Origin of the sequence: Thioalkalivibrio sp. ALMg11 (genome assembly GCF_000377905.1) — a bacterium.
GTDB lineage: Bacteria > Pseudomonadota > Gammaproteobacteria > Ectothiorhodospirales > Ectothiorhodospiraceae > Thioalkalivibrio.
Genome location: NZ_KB898879.1, coordinates 75,850 through 94,411, shown reverse-complemented (window position 1 = coordinate 94,411; position 18,562 = coordinate 75,850). Strand labels below are relative to the sequence as shown.

General features: G+C 67.2%; 14 protein-coding genes. 6 read left to right on the top strand and 8 right to left on the bottom strand.

Going from position 1 to position 18,562, the window contains the following annotated elements; translation table 11 throughout:
* Positions 1–102 precede the first annotated feature (102 nt).
* Together D578_RS0113355 and D578_RS0113350 are read right to left on the bottom strand one after the other, a co-directional pair.
* A complete protein-coding gene (locus D578_RS0113355) occupies positions 103–2,013 on the bottom strand; it encodes a methyl-accepting chemotaxis protein (RefSeq protein ID WP_018950440.1) in 1,911 nt (636 codons plus the stop codon).
* A 166-nt stretch (positions 2,014–2,179) separates the two neighbouring features.
* Positions 2,180–3,688, bottom strand: a complete 1,509-nt coding sequence (locus D578_RS0113350; RefSeq protein ID WP_018950439.1) for a DASS family sodium-coupled anion symporter — start codon at positions 3,686–3,688, stop codon at positions 2,180–2,182.
* 160 nt (positions 3,689–3,848) lie between these two features.
* Here D578_RS0113350 and D578_RS0113345 point away from each other — a divergent pair, with 160 nt between their 5' ends.
* The 3 genes from D578_RS0113345 to argF all read left to right on the top strand — a co-directional run bounded on the left by D578_RS0113345 (position 3,849) and on the right by argF (position 6,644).
* On the top strand, positions 3,849–4,430 hold the full coding sequence (locus D578_RS0113345) for a superoxide dismutase (RefSeq protein ID WP_018145408.1): 582 nt from the start codon (positions 3,849–3,851) through the stop codon (positions 4,428–4,430).
* Between the two features lie 103 nt (positions 4,431–4,533).
* Positions 4,534–5,730 (top strand): acetylornithine transaminase, encoded by a 1,197-nt coding sequence (locus D578_RS0113340; RefSeq protein WP_018950438.1) that lies wholly within the window; start codon positions 4,534–4,536, stop codon positions 5,728–5,730.
* Positions 5,727–6,644 (top strand): ornithine carbamoyltransferase, encoded by a 918-nt coding sequence (argF, locus tag D578_RS0113335; protein WP_018950437.1) that lies wholly within the window; start codon positions 5,727–5,729, stop codon positions 6,642–6,644. Before D578_RS0113340 ends, argF begins: the two co-directional genes overlap by 4 nt.
* A 277-nt stretch (positions 6,645–6,921) precedes the next feature.
* Here the strand turns inward: argF and D578_RS0113330 are convergent, their stop codons facing one another.
* The gene (locus D578_RS0113330) at positions 6,922–7,566 is read right to left on the bottom strand and encodes a sulfite oxidase heme-binding subunit YedZ (protein ID WP_018950436.1); all 645 of its coding nucleotides are present in this window, start codon (positions 7,564–7,566) and stop codon (positions 6,922–6,924) included.
* A 12-nt stretch (positions 7,567–7,578) separates the two neighbouring features.
* The gene (gene msrP, locus D578_RS0113325) at positions 7,579–8,553 is read right to left on the bottom strand and encodes a protein-methionine-sulfoxide reductase catalytic subunit MsrP (protein ID WP_018950435.1); all 975 of its coding nucleotides are present in this window, start codon (positions 8,551–8,553) and stop codon (positions 7,579–7,581) included.
* A gap of 216 nt (positions 8,554–8,769) precedes the next feature.
* On the opposite strand from msrP, the gene D578_RS0113320 reads away from it, so the two are divergent.
* Positions 8,770–8,970 (top strand): PA3496 family putative envelope integrity protein, encoded by a 201-nt coding sequence (locus tag D578_RS0113320; protein WP_018950434.1) that lies wholly within the window; start codon positions 8,770–8,772, stop codon positions 8,968–8,970.
* Between the two features lie 603 nt (positions 8,971–9,573).
* On the opposite strand, the gene D578_RS0113315 is transcribed toward D578_RS0113320, so the two are convergent.
* From D578_RS0113315 to D578_RS0113300, 4 genes are all read right to left on the bottom strand, one after another.
* A complete protein-coding gene (locus tag D578_RS0113315) occupies positions 9,574–10,119 on the bottom strand; it encodes a transposase (protein ID WP_018950433.1) in 546 nt (181 codons plus the stop codon).
* A 264-nt stretch (positions 10,120–10,383) separates the two neighbouring features.
* Positions 10,384–11,526 carry a lipocalin-like domain-containing protein gene (locus D578_RS0113310; protein ID WP_042798469.1) on the bottom strand — a complete coding sequence of 381 codons (1,143 nt, stop codon included), beginning with the start codon at positions 11,524–11,526 and terminating at the stop codon, positions 10,384–10,386.
* Between the two features lie 152 nt (positions 11,527–11,678).
* The gene (locus tag D578_RS0113305; protein WP_018950431.1) at positions 11,679–14,237 is read right to left on the bottom strand and encodes an ABC transporter permease; all 2,559 of its coding nucleotides are present in this window, start codon (positions 14,235–14,237) and stop codon (positions 11,679–11,681) included.
* Positions 14,234–14,950 (bottom strand): ABC transporter ATP-binding protein, encoded by a 717-nt coding sequence (locus D578_RS0113300; RefSeq protein ID WP_018950430.1) that lies wholly within the window; start codon positions 14,948–14,950, stop codon positions 14,234–14,236. Before D578_RS0113300 ends, D578_RS0113305 begins: the two co-directional genes overlap by 4 nt.
* A 396-nt stretch (positions 14,951–15,346) precedes the next feature.
* Here D578_RS0113300 and mgtE (D578_RS0113295) point away from each other — a divergent pair, with 396 nt between their 5' ends.
* Both mgtE (D578_RS0113295) and mgtE (D578_RS0113290) read left to right on the top strand, forming a co-directional pair.
* Positions 15,347–16,705, top strand: coding sequence for a magnesium transporter (mgtE, locus tag D578_RS0113295; protein ID WP_018950429.1), 1,359 nt, complete (start codon positions 15,347–15,349; stop codon positions 16,703–16,705).
* A gap of 10 nt (positions 16,706–16,715) precedes the next feature.
* Positions 16,716–18,074 (top strand): magnesium transporter, encoded by a 1,359-nt coding sequence (mgtE, locus tag D578_RS0113290; RefSeq protein ID WP_018950428.1) that lies wholly within the window; start codon positions 16,716–16,718, stop codon positions 18,072–18,074.
* Positions 18,075–18,562: the final 488 nt, after the last annotated feature.

The following is an 18,562-nucleotide window of genomic DNA, read 5'->3' as shown; positions in this document are numbered from 1 at the left end:
ATCTCGCGGGCAGGTCCGCTCCCACCAAAGACACAAAAAAGGCCCGCCGGCCCGGTGGATGACCGGGTACGGCGGGCCTGCAAGGCCGAATGACGGCCGGGACTACACCTTGAACTGACCCACGCGCTCTTGCTGCTGGGAGGCGAGCTTGGACAGCTCCTCCGAGGCATTGCGGATCTGCTCCGAGCCCGCCGCGGTCTGGTCCAGCACCTCGGTGATGTTGGCCACGTTGCGGTTGATCTCCTCGGCCACGGTGGACTGTTCCTCGGCGGCGCTGGCGATCTGCGTGTTCATGTCGCTGATGCGGGTGACCGACTGGGTGATCGCGTTCAGCGATTCGCCGGCCAGGTTCACCTGCTCGACACTCTCGTGGGCCTTGGAACGCCCATCTTCCATCGCCTGCACCGCCTCGCGTGTGCCGCTCTGGACTCGCTCGATCATCTGCTGAATCTCGTGGGTCGAGTCCTGGGTCCGGCTGGCCAGGGTGCGCACCTCGTCGGCCACCACGGCAAAGCCGCGGCCCTGTTCGCCGGCGCGGGCCGCCTCGATCGCGGCGTTCAGCGCCAGCAGGTTGGTCTGGTCGGCAATGTCGCCGATCACCTCGAGGACCTTGTTGATCTGCTCGGCATCCTGCGACAGGCGGGTGACCACGTCGGCCGCATTGTCCACCTGCTTGGACAGGCCGTTGATCGCGGCGACCGTCTTCTGCACCACCTGCTGACCGGCCACGGCGTCCTGGTCCGTCGTCTGCGCGGCCGCCGCCGCATCCGCCGCATTGCGGGCGACTTCCTGCACGGTGGCGGTCATCTCGTTCATCGCAGTGGCGACCTGGTCGGTCTCGGCCTTCTGACGGCGCACCTGCTCGTTGGTCTCCTCGCTGGTCGCGGACAGCTCGGTGGACGCGGCGGCGACCTGATCGGACCCGGCCGCAACCTGCTGGATCAATACGCGAATCTTCTCGACAAAGCGGTTGAACACCACCGCCAGATCGCCCAGCTCGTTCCGGCCGGACACCTCCAGCTGGCGCGTCAGGTCGCCCTCGCCGCTGGCGATGTCGTCCAGGCGCGCAACGGTCTGGCGCAGCGGGCGCACGATGCTGCGGGTCAGGAACCAGGCCAGCAGCGCGCCCAGGCCCACGGCAATCACGCCGACCATGACCACGGTGCCGGTAGCATTACGGGTCATCGTCACGTAGGCGCTGCGGTCCACCATCAGCTCCAGCACGCCCACCGCATCACCGGAGAAGTCCAGCACCGGCCGTGCGATCACCGCCATCGGTTCGCCCTGGTAGGTCACGTTGCGCACCAGGCGCTCGCCCTGAAGCACCTCGCGCATCTCGGCCGCGCTGAAGGTCGCGTCCCCTGCGATGGTCCCACCGAAGCGGCTGAACCGGCCATCATCGCGCAGGTACAGTGCAACCGGCGCACCCAGCTCTTCCGTGAACTGCTCGAAAAAGGGATCGCCGAAGGACAGCCCGAACTCCACCGAACCCACGTGCGCTCCGTTGTGAGCGATCGGGACTACCCCGCGGATACCGAGACCGGCGACGCCCTCTTCCAGGCCCGAGATCGGCGCCCGACGGTCGTTGGTGTCGACCACGGTCTGGCGGAAGCCGGACAAGTCATCGCCGTAACGGTCCGGGCGATGCACACGCAGGAAGGAGGTCGCCGGCGGCGTATGGAACTGATACTGGCGCACGCCGTAATCCGCGTTCAGCGATTCGAAGCTTGGGACGGTGAGGTCGGCAAGGCGATCTCGATCACCGTTCGCCATCGCCTCCTGCACGTCCGGGATGCGCGCCACGGCCTCGGCCATCGAGGTGGCCCGTGCGGCCTCCTGATCCAGCCGATCGACCAGCTGCCCGGCGAGATCGTTCAGCTCACGCTGCTCCGCCCGGTCTGCCATCGTGCCCAGGGCATTCATCACCACGACCAGGGTCAGCACCACGGCGAGGACCACCACGCCGATGATGCCGACCATAAGTCGTACGCCAATTCGAATGTTGTTGAACATGTCTACGCGTCCTTCCATGTGCTGGTCATCGCCAGCTCTAGAACAAGAAAAATGGGCCGTACGCCCCCCCTAGCGGCGGCGAAGCCTAGAACTTGAGCATGGGGGGCCTTTCATCCCCACAAGAATGCCGGGGACACGGCGACCACAGAACGAGTCCGCGCGGCGGCTACAACAGCAAAGCCTCGGCGAAGACGTAGACCACCAGGCTGATCAGTACCAGCGCGACCACGGAGAGCAACGCCCCGCCCCGCACCATATCCAGCACCTGCAGTCGATTGCTGGCGAACACGATGGCGTTCGGCGGGGTCGCCACTGGCAGCATGAAGGCCACGGAAGCGGCAAAGGCGACGGGTAGCGCCAGCATCAGCACCGGCACATCCATACGCAGCGCAAACGCGGTGACCAGTGGTAGCAGCGTCGCGGCCGTGGCCGTATTGCTGGTTACGTGGCTCAGCGTCATGGTCAGCAGGGCCACCCCGGCCATGATGAGGATCAGCGGCCAGGTCTGCGCGATCACCAGGGCGTCGGCCGCCAGCTCCGCCAGGCCACTGGACTCGATGGCCGCCCCCAGGCTCAGGCCGCCCCCGACCAGCAGCAGCACGCCCCACGGCAGCTCGCGGGTGTTGTCCCAGGCCAGCAGACGGCGCTGCTCCCCGGAACCCGAGGGGATCAGGAACAACAAACCGGCCCCCAGGATCGCAATGCCGGCATCGGTCAGCGAGATGGGCAACCAGCCCTCCAGCAGCGGCCTTGTCAGCCAGGCCAGCGCGACCAGCACGAACACCGCCGCCACGCGCTTCTCTGCGGACGACCAGCGCCCGACCGTGGCGCGCTGCTCGTCCAGCAGGGCGCGCAAGCCGTTCAGTTCGACCCGGTGCACCGGGAACACCCAGCGCGTCAGCAGCCACCACGCCAGGGCCAGGAGGATCGCCGCCAGCGGAAGCCCCAGAGTCATCCACTCCAGAAAGCCGATCTCCATCCCGTGGCGATCCCCGAGATAGGCGGCGGTCAGCGCGTTCGGCGGCGAGCCGATGATGGTCGCCATGCCCCCGATGTTCGCGGCGAAGGCGATCCCCAGCAGCAGCGCGAGCGCCGGGCGCCGCGACTCCGCATTCATCCCCTGGCCCTGTGGCGGCGCGCCCCGTTCGATCAGGCCCAGCACCGACAACGCAATCGGCAGCATCAGGGCCGCGGTCGCCGTATTACTAACCCACATGGACAGCCCGGCCGTGGCCAGCATGAAGGCCCCCACCAGGATGTGCAGGCGATTCCCGGCGCGGGCCACGATCGCCAGTGCCATGCGCCGGTGCAGATCCCAGCGCTGCACGGCCAACGCGATCGCAAAGCCGCCCATGAACAGGAAGATGATCGGGTTCGCGTAGGGCGCGGTCGCGTCCTCCATCGAGGTAATGTCGAGGACCGGGAGGATCGCGATCGGCAGCAGCGCCGTGACCGGCAGCGGCAACGCCTCGCTGATCCACCAGGTCGCCATGAACAGCGTCAGCCCCAGCACCCACCACGCCGCCGGATCGAACCCTATCGGCGCCGGCACCAGCAGGAACAGCACGAAGATCGCCGGGCCCAGCATCAGGCCGATCCGGGCGCGCCAGTTCACCGTCGAGCCCTTCGCCGACGCCGCTTCGCCTTCCTGCCCCGTCTCGTCGGTATCCGCCATGCGCCTCGTCTTGTGGGAAATCCGCCCGGGTGAAAACCAACCGGCATCATCGGGAATTGCATCGCCCGGGCAACGTGACTATCGTTGTCCTGTTAAGCAGCGCTCCCGCTTCGGCGCGCTGCCGTCTCAGTTTCTCACGACACCGTACAAGGAGTCTTTCATGGCCTACGAACTGCCCGATCTGCCCTACGCCAAGAACGCGCTGGAGCCGCACATCTCCGCCGAGACGCTGGAATACCATCACGACAAGCACCACGCGACCTACGTGACCAAGCTGAACGGCCTGCTGCCGGGTTCCGAATTCGAAAACGCCTCGCTGGAAGACATCATCAAGAAGGCCCCGGCCGGCGGCATCTTCAACAACGGCGCCCAGGTCTGGAACCACACCTTCTACTTCAACTGCATGGCCCCGAACGCCGGCGGCGAACCGTCCGGCAAGCTCGCGGATGCGATCAACAGTGCCTTCGGTTCGTTCGATGCCTTCAAGGAGAAATTCAACGAATCCGCAGTCGGCAACTTCGGTTCCGGCTGGACCTGGCTGGTGCAGAACAGTGATGGCTCGGTGGAGATCGTCAACACCTCCAACGCCGCCAACCCACTGCGCGATGGCAAGACCCCGCTGCTGACCTGCGATGTCTGGGAACACGCCTACTACATCGACTATCGCAACGCGCGTCCGAAGTACCTCGAGAACTTCTGGGCCGTGGTCAACTGGGACTTCGCTGCCCAGCAGATGAAGTAAACCCCAAAGGGTTTATATACTAGGCGCCTTTGGCCGCATGATGCGGCTGCGCCTTTCATCGAGCCGGCGGTCCTCCGCCGGCTCTTTGGTTTCGGAGAACCCAATGAACGACGCCCTGCAGAACACCTACAAGCGCCTCCCCGTCGCCTTCGAACGCGGTGAAGGCGCCTGGCTGTGGGATACCGACGGAAAACGCTATCTGGACGCGCTCTCCGGGATTGCCGTGTGCGGCCTCGGGCATGCCCACCCCAAGGTGGCACAGGCTATCTGCGACCAGGCCAGCACCCTGGTGCATACCTCCAACCTGTACCGCATCCCGCTGCAGGAACAGCTGGCCCGGCGTCTGTGCAAGCTGGCCGGCATGGACCGCGCGTTCTTCTGCAACTCCGGAGCCGAGGCCAACGAGGCGGCGATCAAGCTCGCCCGCCTGCACGGCCGTGCCCGGGGCATCGCCGAGCCGAAGATCGTGGTGATGGAGGGCAGCTTCCACGGCCGCACCCTGGCCACGCTATCCGCCACCGGCAACGCCAAGGTGCGCGCCGGCTTTGAGCCGCTGGTATCGGGTTTCGTGCATGTCCCGCATGGCGATTTCGACGCGGTCGAGGCCCTGGCCGAGGACCCCGACGTGGTCGCCATCCTGGTCGAACCGGTCACCGGCGAAGGCGGCATCCATGTCCCGCCGCCCGGCTACCTGCGGCGCCTGCGCGAGCTGGCCGACCGCAAGGGCTGGCTGCTGATGCTGGACGAGATCCAGGCGGGCATCGGGCGCACCGGATACTGGTTCGCCTTCCAGCACGAGGGCATCACGCCGGACGTGGTCAGCCTGGCCAAGGGTCTCGGCAATGGCATCCCCATCGGCGCCAATCTGGTCGCCGGTGCGGCGCGCGAGCTGTTCAGCCCGGGCATGCACGGCACCACCTTTGGCGGCAACCCGCTGGTGTGCCGGGCGGCACTGGCCGTGCTCGACGTGATGCAGGACGAGGCCCTGTGCGAACAGGCCGCCCGCCAGGGCGAGTTCCTGCGGGGTCGCTTGCGCGACCGCCTGAACGATCACCCGGGCGTGGTGGCCGTGCGCGGCCGCGGCCTGATGATTGGCGTCGAGCTGGACCGCCCGGCGGGCGAGCTGGTGATGGCCGCCCTGGAACGCGGCCTGATCCTGAACGTGACGGCGGACCGCGTGATCCGCCTGCTGCCCCCACTGATCATCGACGATGCCCAGGTGGAACAGATCGCCGCCACCGTAGCCGACCTGGTGGATGCCTTCCTGTCATCCTCTGTACCCAAGGAGGTCTCTGCATGAACCCACGCCACTACCTCTCGTTCCTCGATCTCTCCGGGGATGAAACCCGTGCCCTGCTGCAACGGGCCATCGAGCTCAAGCAGCAGCTGAAGTCAGGCGAGCACAATGACGACCTGCTGCGTGGCAAGACGCTCGGCATGATCTTCGAGAAGTCCTCCACCCGCACCCGGGTATCGTTCGAGGTGGGCATGCAGCAGCTGGGCGGCAACGCCCTGTTCCTGTCCCCGCGCGACACCCAGCTGGGCCGCGGCGAACCGATCGAGGACACCGCCCGCGTCCTCTCGCGCATGGTCGACTGCGTGATGATCCGCACCTACGAGCACGAGAAGATCGAGCTGTTCGCCAAGCACTCCTCGGTGCCGGTGATCAACGGCCTGACCGATCTGGAGCACCCGGCGCAGTTGCTGGCCGACCTGCAGACCTACGTCGAGCACCGCGGCGACATCCGCGGCAAGCGCGTGGCCTGGATCGGCGATGGCAACAACATGTGCCACAGCTACATGTACGCTGCCCGCCAGCTGGACTTCCAGCTGGTCGCCGCCTGTCCGGATGGCTACGACCCGGAGCCCAGCGTGGTCGAAACCACTCAGGAACACTTCGAGCTGACGCGCGACGCCCGCGCCGCGGCCGAGGGCGCGGATCTGGTCGTCACCGACGTCTGGGCGAGCATGGGTCAGGAGCAGGAAAAGAGCGCACGGCGCCGCGCCTTCTCCGGCTTCTTCGTGGATGCCGACCTGATGCAGCTCGCCAATGACGACGCCCTGTTCATGCACTGCCTCCCGGCGCACCGCGAGGAAGAGGTCTCCACGGACGTCCTGGAAGGCCCGCAAAGCGTCGTCTGGGACGAGGCCGAAAACCGCCTGCACGCCCAGAAGGCCCTGCTCGAATTCCTGATCACCCTTAACGCCAACTAGCGTTCTTCGCGCACCCCTTTTAGCCGCCACGAAGCACACGAAGCACACGAAGAAGGGCAAGGGCGGTTTACCACGGAGGGCACAGCGGACACGGAGAAGGTCCAGGGATGAAAGACAAACCATCTCGGGATATCGCTTCAGGTCGTTTGTCGTGTCCTCACACCGGTTAGCCCGTCAGCGGTCTTGCCGTTCCCTGTGTCCTCTGTGAACTCTGTGGTCACAGGGGTTTGCCCTTCGTGTCTTCGTGCGCTTCGTGGTTGGCTTTACATCGGCGTGATCAGGCAGTGGCGCGGCGGGCATGGATGCGGCGGCGGGTTTGCCAGCGATAGAACACGCGCCAGCCGAGCAGGAAGGCGAGGATCGCCGCGTACAGCGCGACCTCGGCGTAGTCGGCGCGGGCCAGCCACAGGAAGTGCAGCACCGCCAGCACCCCGGCCAGATACACCCCGCGGTGCAGCCAGACCCATTTCTTCTTGAGCCAGCGCTGGGCGCCGTCGGTGGAGGTCACCGTCAGCGCCAGCAGGATCACCCAGGCGGCGAAGCCGACCATCACGAACGGGCGTTCCGTCAGGTCGTAGAGCACCAGTTCCCAGTCAAAGAACAGGTCCACCCCCAGCCAGATCAGGGCGTGGGCAGTCACGTAAGCGAACGCCACCAGCCCCAGCATTCGCCGCAGCCGCACAATCCACGCGAGCCCCGTCATCTGCCGCAGCGGTGTTACCGCCAGCGCGATCAGCAGCGCGATCATCGCGTGCGTGCCGGAAAGTTCCAGCAGCTTCTCGATCGGGTTCACGCCCAGCCCGTCGAAGCAGCCCAACGTACGCAGGCCGATCCAGGCCGCCGGGACCAGCGAGGCCAGCAGCACCGCCCACCAGACGCCACGCGGTGGCCGGGCGCGCGCCCGGCGCGTTGAGGCCGTCATGCCGTCACCGCGTCAGATGTACCGCGTCAGGTCCATCCCCTCGTACAGCGAGGCGACTTCATCGGCGTAGCCGTTGAACATCTCCGTGCGCCGGCGGCGGAACTCGCCGATCCGACGCTCGGTGCGCTGCGACCAGCGCGGATGGTCCACGTCCGGGTTCACGTTGCTGTAGAAGCCGTACTCGTCGGGCTGTGACTGATTCCACAGCGTCGGCGGCTGGTCCTCGACGAAGCGGATGTGCTGGATCGACTTGATGCTCTTGAAACCGTACTTCCACGGCACCACCAGACGGATGGGCGCGCCGTTCTGGTTCGGCAATACCTCGTCGTACAACCCCACGGCCAGAATCGTCAGCGGATGCATCGCCTCGTCCATGCGCAGCCCCTCGGTATAGGGCCACTCGAGCCCGCCACTACTGCCTCGTCGGCGGCGCTGGCCGCGCAGGTTGTCCGGATCGTAGATGCTCTCGAAGGCGACATAGCGAGCGCCCCCGCGTGGCGCGGCCTTCTCGATGATGCGGTTCAGCTCGAAGCCGATCCACGGGATCACCATGGACCAGCCTTCGACACAGCGCATGCGATAAATCCGCTCCTCCAGTGACCAGGGGCTGATGAAGTCCTCGACCGCGTACTCGCCGGGGTTGTCGCACAGCCCGCCCACCGTGATCGTCCAGGGGTCGGTCTTGAGCTGGTCGGCATAGGTCTTGGGGTCACTCTTGCCCGGACCCATCTCGAAGAAATTGTTGTAGCTGGTGATCTCGTCATACGAGGTCTTCGACTCGTCCGTAGAAAAGTCGCTGCCCTCGAACTCGAGCGGGTAGCCGCGCAACGCGGCCGAGGCCGGCAACGCCATCCCCAGCCCCCCGAGGGCAAGACCGGCGCCCAACCCGACCCCGGCGCGCAGGAACTCGCGCCGCCGCGCATAGACCTCCGGCGGGGTGATCTCGCTACGGGAACACTCGGAACGACGTCGGGTGCGGATCAGCATGGCCTGCCCTCGCGACTGGTTGGGATGACAGTGAGAAGCGCTGCCACTCGTGCACGATGGACCAGAAGCAGCGTCCCGAGTTCGACGCGCCATGCCCATAAGACAATCCGCCGGACAATAAGAATTTTCTGCTTGCGCAGCGCCGGGAACGATATATAAGGCTTTTCTGATACCGCAGTCCGGGGTGGCCCGGCCGGCTTGTCAGGAGACCCGACAATGGATCCGACGATCGACGACGTGGCCGATGGTGCCGACGAAATCGCCAGCCTGTTCGATAACCAGCTCATCAACGACCGCGGCCCGGCCCGCCACGCCGCTCGCCGCACCCTGGAACGCCTGATGGAAGAACGCGCCCTGCGCGCCCACCTCGAGGACGACTTCGACCTCGCCCCCACCCACGAAGCCCTGGAGTGGTAATCCCCGGGGTAGCCCACACGGCCACTCCGATTCCGAACCGCCCCCCATCATCGATGCGATTCGCTTCGCTCATCACATCCTACGAACCCATTTCTCTCCTCGTAGGATGCGATGAGCCCCGCGAATCGCATCACTCGGACACATCAATTGTCCCCGGCCTCCCCCACAACCAAGCCATCCGATTCCGGCACTTCGACCTCGACCCCACCCACAACGCCCTGGAGTGGTAGTCCCCGGGGTAGCGTGCACCACCACCCCATTTCCGAGGCGCGCCGCACCATCGATGCGATTCGCTCCGCTCATCACATCCTACGAACCCATTTCTCCCCTCGTAGGATGCGATGAGCCCCGCGAATCGCATCACTCGGACACATCAATTGTCTCCGGCCTCCCCCACAACCAAACCATCCGATTCCGGCACTTCGACCTCGACCCCACCCACAACGCTCTGGAGTGGTAGTCCCCGGGTTGGTGCGTACCACCACCCCACTTCCGAAACGCCCCGCACCATCGATGCGATTCGCTTCGCTCATCACATCCTACGAACCCATTTCTCCCCTCGTAGGATGCGATGAGCCCCGCGAATCGCATCACCCAAACGTATCAATTGTCCCCGGCCTCCCCCACAACCAAGCCGTCCGATTCCGGCACTCCACCCCAATCCACCGGATACACACCCGCCCGAACAAACCGGTGAAAACTGGAATACGGCCACTCGGCCACACAACGTGCCCAACCATGCTTCACCGGGTTGTAATGGATGTAATCGACATGGCGGAGCCAATCATCCTCGTCGCGGATGCAATGCTCCCAGAACCGGCGTTGCCAAAGCCCGCGTTCACCGCGTCTTGCCCGGCTACGCGTGCGCGCTTCGTCAGCACACACCGAGCGCGAGAACCGCGCCTTGATCAACCGCCATCGGCGGCTGAAGTCCGCATCATCGTCCGGCAGGCGCCAGATACAATGGAGATGCTCGGGCAACACCACCATTGCGTCGATCACGAACGGATGGCGATGGCGCACCTGGCGAAACGCGTCTCTCAACGCATCAACGTGATCCGTAAGCAGGGTGTTTCCTTCCCGAACGGCCGCGTTCACGGTAAAAAAATACGTCCCGCCCGGCACGCGCACACGGCGATAATCCGTCATCCGTAGCCTCCCTTCCCTGGGATTGGTTCGAACCCATGTTGTGTCTTCCGGCGAGCGATGCGATTCGCTCCGCTCATCACATCCTACGAGAGTTCTACCCGCCCTTGTAGGATGCGATGAGCGAAGCGAATCGCATCACCCCAACCCGGACGCCACCACAATCGTTGGTCTTTTCACCCGGCCATACCCCCTCACCCTCGTAGGATGTGATGAGCGAAGCGAATCGCATCAACCCCGCCGGCAGAGGCCCCCAAACCAAGGCCTTCACCCGTCCTCATACCCCGTCAACTCCACGAAGCCCCGGCCGATCGCATCGCCACCCGCGTCGAGAATGTCCACGGCCCCTTCCCAATAGCGGACCACCGTGTCCATCTCCTGCTCGTCGCGCACCGCGACCACGGTCCACTCGCGCACAGACCCGCCATCCGGAGGCTCGATGCGCATGGACCATTCCACCGGATAGCGATTGCCGGACGGCTGGGTGGCGAACCGGGTCGGTTCCAGACGCACATGCTCCGGCTGCAACAGGGCATCCCCGGCAGCCGCCGGCATCCAGCGGCCTTTGGACTGCTCATGCGGCGCGCCATCCGGGCGCCGCAGCTGGTAATACATCACGTCCAGCCCGTCATCCAGCTGCAGCGCAAACCAGTCCCAGCCCGCCTGGTCCTCCGCCAGCGCACTGGTGCTCCATTCGCGATCCATCCACGCCTGCCCAGTCACGTCCAGCTCCGCCCCCGAGGCACGGCGCACCCCGCCGGCCACCGCGATACGCGGCATCGAGTAGTAATAGGACGCATCGCCCCGCTCCGGCCCCTTCTGGCTCAGGCCGGCCTCGCCCTGCAGGACCGGCTCGCGCGCCGGCTCCAGTTCCAGGGACAGCGCGTAGTCCTCCACGGTAAAGCGCAGCGTCCAGCGATCCGCGTCCAGCCCCGACAGCTCCCAATCCTCGGCCCAGACACGCCCCACTGGCTCGGTCGCCCCGGTCAGCCCGCCGCCATCGCGCACGAAGCGCTCTTCCGAGCCGTGAAACCCCGCGTCGCGATCCAGCACCGCCGTATGCACCATCCACAGATCGGGGCTGGCCCAGGCGGACTCGTGCCAGACCGGATCCCCAGCGAGCCCCGGCGCCAGCCCCACGCGGAAGAATGTCACGTGAAACCCGAAACGCTCGCCTTCCGGGCCGTCCAGATTCCCGGTCAGGTACCACCACTCGTTGCGAAACCCCGGATGCGGCCCATGATCGCGCGGAAACTCGAACGCCCGTGGCGCATCGGCGCGGCGGAAGCCCGTGGTGTCCTCGCCCCCGAGGGCCTCACTCACCCGCAGGCCAGTCACCTCCGCATCCGCCCGCTCCGGCGGCTCCGCACCCCCGCACGCGGCCAGCAACCCCACCAACAGAACCACCAGGAGCCCCTGTAGGAGCTGCTGTTGGAGCGGGCCGGGCCGCGAAGCCCCTGCCCGCGCTGGATTCTGGCGGGACCCATTCGCGGGCAAGCCCGCTCCCACAGCGCCTCCCACAAGGGCTCCTAAAGCTCTGCCCACGAATCTGAATCCAAACATCACGGCACCTCCCGTAGCGCCGGTACCAGGCGCATGCGCGCCATGCGCCAGGCGGGGATCACCGACGCCAGCAGCGCGGCCCCCACCCCCAGCAGCACGGTCTCCCCGACCTCGACCCAGGGCAGACGCAGGTCCATGCCCCAGCCAAAGGCCTCGCGATTGATCACCTCGATCAGCAGCCAGCCCATCCCCAACCCGAGCGGGATCGCCGCCAGCGCGGCGAACACCCCGAGCACACCGCCCTGCAGGACCACCAGCCCGCGCACGCCGCCGGGCAACAGCCCGAGACTGCGCAGCGTGGCGAACTCGCGCGCCCGTTCCATCTGCAACGCAATCAATGCCCCCAGGATCGCGATAAACGCGACCACCAGCGTGATCACCCGCAGCAGATGCGTGATGGCGAAGGTCCGGTCGAAGATCGCCATCGACTCCTGCTCGATATCACCCGGCCGGGTTACCAATGCCGCGCGCTGCTGCTCCGCCAGCCACGCCTCCAGGCGCTCCACCGCCTGCTCGGCGTCGGCACCCTCCGGCAGGCGCAGCCCGAACGAGCCCACCCCGTCCGGGGGCGCTCCCCCACGCGCGAACGCCGCCTGCGTCATCAGCACCGTACCCTGCGGGTTCCCGTAGTCGCGGTAGATCCCGAGGATCTCGAACGCCCGCCGCCCCCCGGCCGCGGCCAGCGAGAGCCGATCCCCCAACCCCACGTCGTGATGGGCGGCAAACGGCTCGGTCACCAGCACGGCATCGTCCGCGGCCAGGCGCGCCCCCAGCGCCTCGCGCGGCACAGCGGTCTCCAGCAGCGGCAGGTATTGCAGCCAGTCGCCATGCGGGCGAACCACGTACAGATCCACCAGCCCCCGGTCACTCACGACCTCCTGGGTGGTGCCGGAACTGACAGACACAGCCCCCGACTGCGCCACCAGGCCGGCAGTCCAGCCCTCCGGCAGACGCGCGCCACCGCGCGCCGAGGCGGGTGCCGCCGGCACCACGTAGAGGTCCGAGGTCAGCGCCTGCCCCAGCCACTGCTCCACGCTCCCGCGAAAGCTCCCCACCATTACCGCCACGCCAATGGCCGCCGCCAGCGCCAGGGTCAGCGCCGAGGTAGCGGGCGCGCTGCGCGACAGGCTGCGCTCCAGGCTGCGCACCGCGATGCGCGGCAGGGTCACCCCGCGAACCAGCGCAGCCAGGCCGCGCAGCGTCCACGCCAACACCCAGGGCAGCAGCAACACGAACCCCGCAATCAGCAGGAACAACGCGACAAACCCGCCCACCAGCGCCCCGGCACCGGTCACGATCATCCCGACGCCCGCCAGCAACAGAATGATCGCCGCCAGTGCCAGCCAGGCGGCCCAGCCACGGGCGCGGCGCTCCAGCCCCCCGCGCCCCGTACCGGCCGGGCTGGCCGCCCGCGCCGCCTCCCAGGCCGGCGCCAGCGCCGCCGCCAGCGACAGCCCCACGCCCAGCAGGAACACCGCAGCCAGCGCCAGCGGGCGCGGCGTGACCCCGGTCACCGCCACCGCGAAGAAGTGATCGGTCACCGTCTGCGCGACCTGCGCGACCAGTACCTGCGCCAGGGCAACCCCCAGCAGCGCGCCCAGCACGGTGCCAATCACGCCCACCAGCAAGGCCTCCAGCAGCACCACGCCGAAGATCGCCCGGCGGCCGACACCCACCAGGCGCAGACTGGCAATCACCTCGCGCCGGCGCAGCACTGCAAAGGTCTGCGTGTTGTAGATCAGAAACGCCGCGATCAGCAGCGCCAGCAGGCTCATTGCAGTGAGGTTGATGCGGAAGGCCTGCGCCAGCTGGCGCGCGGCCTGCCCCCGGCTCTCGACCGCCACAAGCTCCAGCTCGGCGGGCAATGCCGCGGCCAGGGCCTCGACCTCGTTATCCGCCAGCCGCAGGTCGATCCGGTCCAGCCGCCCCAGCCGGTCGAGCAATACCTGCGCCGTCGCGATGTCCGTCACCCAGAGCGAGGCACCCATATCATCAGCCGCGCCATCACCCGCCTCCTCACCAGGGCCCTCGTCCCGTTCGGCGGCACGATCGATTAGCGTGACCTCGTGCTCGCCACCGGCCGCCTCCAGGACCCGGCGCGCCTCATGCGCCTCCCCACTCGCCCGGAACCAGCCGGCGGGCGGCAGGATCGTCCCTGGCTCGGTCACCAGGCGCTGCACCGGGGCATCGCCAATATCCGAGGCCGCCCCACGGAACGGCCCCTCGGCCAGCGGATCGACGCCCAGCACGTAGATGGTCGCCCCATCCGGCAGCCGCGCGGGCCCCTCCACGATGGGGGCCGCATCCCGCCAGCCGGCCATGCGCAGGTCGCGGTAGAAGGCCTCGTCGAAGCCGCTCGCCGGCCCCAGAACCTGATGCGTGGCGGCCCCGGCCACCTCGTCCATCGAGCGGTCGAAGGCCCGCTGGGCGGACTGGTTCGCCAGATCCACCGCCAGCACCACCGCCACCCCGATGATCACGCCGATCAGCGTCAGCACCCGCTGCAGGGGGCGCCGACGCCAGTCGCGCAGCCAGGCGCGCAGAACGAGACCGCTCACGCCGGCACACCCTCCGTTGCTTCAGAGAGCTGCAACACGCCGTCGCGCATCGTCAGCACCCGATCCAGCCGGCCGGCCAGCTCGTGACTGTGGGTCACCAGCAACAACGAACACCCGGTCGCCCGCACCTGCTCCAGCAGCAGCCCGAATATCGTCTCGCCGGTGCGCGAGTCGAGATTGCCGGTCGGTTCGTCGGCGAGGATCAGTGCCGGCTGGTGCACCAGCGCCCGCGCGATGGCAACGCGCTGCTGCTCGCCCCCCGACAGCGCCTCCGGATAGCGGTCGCCCTTGTCCCCCAGTCCCACCGCCGTCAGCTGCCGTCCGGCGCGCTCGCGTCGTTCGGCAGCATTGGCATCCGTCGCCAGTTCCAGCGGCAGCATCACGTTCTCCAGCACCGTCAGCGTCGGGATCAGATGGAACGACTGGAACACGATCCCCACCTTGGCCCGCCGCAGCCGCGTGCGCGCCGCCTCATCCAGCCCCGCGAGCGCCTCGCCCGCCAGATGCACCTCGCCGCGATCCGCCGCCTCCAGCCCGGCCGCCAGGTGCAGAAGGGTGGATTTGCCACTCCCGCTCTCGCCCACGATCGCCACCCGCTCACCAGGGGCCAGCTCGAAGTCCACGCCGTGCAGCACCTCTCCCTCGCCGGGGTAGGCAAACGCCGCGCCGATCAGCCGCAGGACCGGCCCCGAAAACGATGATGACTCAGACATACGATCCGCCTTTTGTTGCCCGTTCAAGCCGGGGTGTTGGGTCGTCCCGGTAGACACCCGGCCCCGACTCCACATGACCATGAAGAGTAGATGAATGTTTCAAAAAGCCACACAAGCGGTTGATTGAGGCCCGGCATCCGTTAGAATAAGCGGCATCTCCACACATGGGAACGCGCCTTGACACGCCGATCACGCAGCCGATCTATCTGCGCCTAGCGGCAAGCGTCCGTTCCCTAACCGGTCGCTTCCCGTCAGGCCTCTTTGATCAAAGAGCCGGGAACGGCCGGGCCCCGCCCGACCCGAACCTGCACCATTCACCGCATTCGTGCGGCGCCGTGATGGCCTGTGCCCGTGCACAGTCCGCGCGCAGCGCCCCGATGCCGCCGGGAGAAGGGCATGGAGCTTCACCTCGAACAGTCCATCATCGAGCTGAAGGAGCTGTTGCGTCTGGACGACCGCGACGGGCTCCACGAACTGCTCGACTACATGCGCGTGCAGGATATCGCCCACGCGCTGATGGAGCTGGGCGAGGAAGACCTCATCGCCGTCTTCAACCTGCTGCCCCCCGGGCGCAAGGCGGACGTCTTTGCCTACCTCGACACCGGGCACCAGATCCGCCTGCTGGAGGCCTCGCCGCGCGAGGACGCCCGCTTCATCCTCTCCGAGATGGAGGCGGACGACCTCACCGCCCTGTTGCAGACCCTGGACCCGGACACCCTGCGCGGCTACCTGCGCCTGCTGCCGTTTCGTGCGATCCGCCGCGCGCTCAAGCAGCTCAACTACCCGGAGGACTCGGTCGGACGCGTGATGTCGCCGGATGTCGTCGCGGTCGACCCCGACTGGACGCTCAAACGCGCCCTGGCCTTCATCCGCCGCAACGCGGACGAACACTCCAATAACGTGATCTTCGTGGTCGACCAGGACCGCGTGCTGCTGGCCGCCGTGCCCATCCGCCACTTCCTGCGCGCCAGCGCCGACAGCCCGGTACGGGAACTGCTGAGCGGAAACGATCCGATCACCATCTCGGTTTCGGAAGACGCGGTGGTGGCCGCCCGCCGCATCCAGCACTACGACCTGGAGAGCCTGCCGGTGGTCGGCGAGATCGGCGAACTGCTGGGCGTGGTCACGGTCGACGACGTGATGGACCTGATCGAGGCGGAATCCACCGAGGACTTCCACAAGATGGGCTCGGTGGGCACCCTGCCCCTGTCGCCGCAGGAGGCCAGCCCGTTCCTGCTCTATCGCAAGCGCATCGGCTGGCTGCTGGGCCTGGTCGCCTTCAACACCATCGGCGCGCTGATGATCTCCCAGTACGAGGACATCATCGAGGCGGTGGTGGTGCTGGTGTTCTTCCTGCCGCTGCTGATTGCCTCCGGCGGTAATGCGGGCGCGCAGAGCTCCACGCTAATGGTTCGCGCCATGGCCACCGGCGAGGTCACCGCCAGCGACTGGCTCCGGCTTTGGGCCAAGGAGATGGGCGTGTCCCTGACCCTCGGGCTCAGCATGGGCGTTGCGGTCTCGCTGGTCGGGCTGTGGCGCGGCGGGCCGGAGATCGCGCTGCTGGTCGCGCTGTCGATGACCATCATCGTCACCGTGGCCAGCATCCTCGGCATGCTGCTGCCGGTGCTCCTGAACAAGTTCCGCCTCGATCCGGCGACCGCCAGCGTGCCGCTGGTCACCTCGCTCGCCGACATCGGCGGTATCCTGATCTACTTCACGCTGGCCACGGCCCTGCTCGGCCTGGCAATCCCATAGGACCTCCCGGATGAGCCCGACCGAACCGGATCTCGACACCCTGCCGCAGGCCCTGCAGACCGCGCTGACCGCGCCCACCGCGGAGGCCCTGCAGAGCCTGTGCGCCGAGCACGCGGCGCCGGATCTCTCCGACGCCCTGGAGGCCCTGCCGGCCCAGCAGATGGAGGCCTTCTTCCAGCGCCTGGATGTCGAGTGCACGGCGGATATCTACGCCCACCTGGAATCGGATCATCAGTCCCGCGTGTTTCAGGCGCTGGAAGACGAGCACGCCAGCCGCCTGGTCGCGGCGCTGTCCTACGATGACGCGGTCTCGGTGATCGACGGGCTGGAGGACGAGCAGGCCGAATCCCTGCTGGAGACCCTCCCGGACGAAGACCAGGAGGCCCTGGAGACCCTGCTCGGCTACCCGGAGGAGAGTGCCGGGCGCCTGATGACGCCCGAGTTCGCCACGGTCCAGCCCGACTGGTCGGTGGCCGAGGCCATGGACCACCTGCGCGAACAGAGCGACCTGGCCGAGACCATCAACACCATCTTTGTGGTCACGCCCACCGGCGAGCTGCTCGGCTGGGTGCGCCTGAAGGGGCTGCTGCTGTCGCGCCCCACCACCAGCGTGCGCGAGCGCATGAACACCGATGTCGTCAGCATCGCCGCGGAGGAAGACCGCGAAGAGGCCGCCCACCGCATCAGCCATTACGACCTGGACGTCCTCCCGGTGGTCGACGACAACGGCCACCTGCTCGGCATCATCACCGTCGACGACGTGATGGACGTGCTGCGCGCCGAGACCACCGAGGACTTCCACCGCATGGCCGCGGTGGGCGACGTCGTGCTCTCCCTGCGCGACGCGAGCATGCAGCTGCTCTACCGCAAGCGCATCGGCTGGCTGGTCATCCTGGTCGCCGTGAACATCCTCTCCGGCCTGGCCATCGCCCACTTCGAGGCCGCCATCGAGACCGTGGTCGCGCTGATCTTCTTCCTGCCCATGGTCATCGCCTCCGGCGGCAACGCCGGCGCCCAGGCCTCCACCCTGATCGTGCGCTCGCTCGCCACCAACGACATCAAGCCAGAGGACTGGTGGCGCCTGGGCGGCAAGGAGATCCTCGTCGCCTCCGCCCTGGGCGCCACCCTGGCCGGTGCCATCTGGCTCTCCGGCAACTGGCTGGGCAGCCTCGAGGTCGCCAACGCCATCGCACTGGGCATGTTCCTGGTCGTCCTGTTCGGCTCCCTGTTCGGCCTGCTGCTACCGTTCACCCTCACCCGCCTGGGCGTCGACCCCGCCGTCGCCAGCGCCCCGCTAATCACCTCCGTGGTCGACGTCGTCGGCATCACCATCTACTTCGCCACCGCCGTCGCCATCCTCGGCCTCTAGCTCCCCAGCCCCCGAAGGATGCGATGAGCGCAGCGAATCGCATCAACCCCGCCCCACCCCCAACGCCCGGTGCGTTTCGCCAAGCTCAACGCACCCTACGAACTGCCCCGAACGCGTAGGAGCCGAGCCTCTGGGCGATCACGACCTCACCAACACCCCTCCACGTCATCCCGGCCGCAGCGCCACTCTCCCCCCATCATCCCGGCGGCAGCAGCCCTCCCGTCATCCCGGCCGTAGCGCAGCGCAGAGCCGGGATCTCCACCGTTCGAACACCCCCAGATCAAGAACCCCGGCCATGACAACCAGAGGCACCCCAGCCCCCAAGGTGACAACGTGCGTCACCTCACATGACCATTTTTGTCACGTGACACACCCAGGAAGCGCGCGTGCGTGAGCCATGCCACAGACCACACCGCGCCCGGGCGCCGTTTTCACGCATTCCCGCACTCTTGGCACGCCCAATGCATCCCTCCAGACAGCTGCCCACG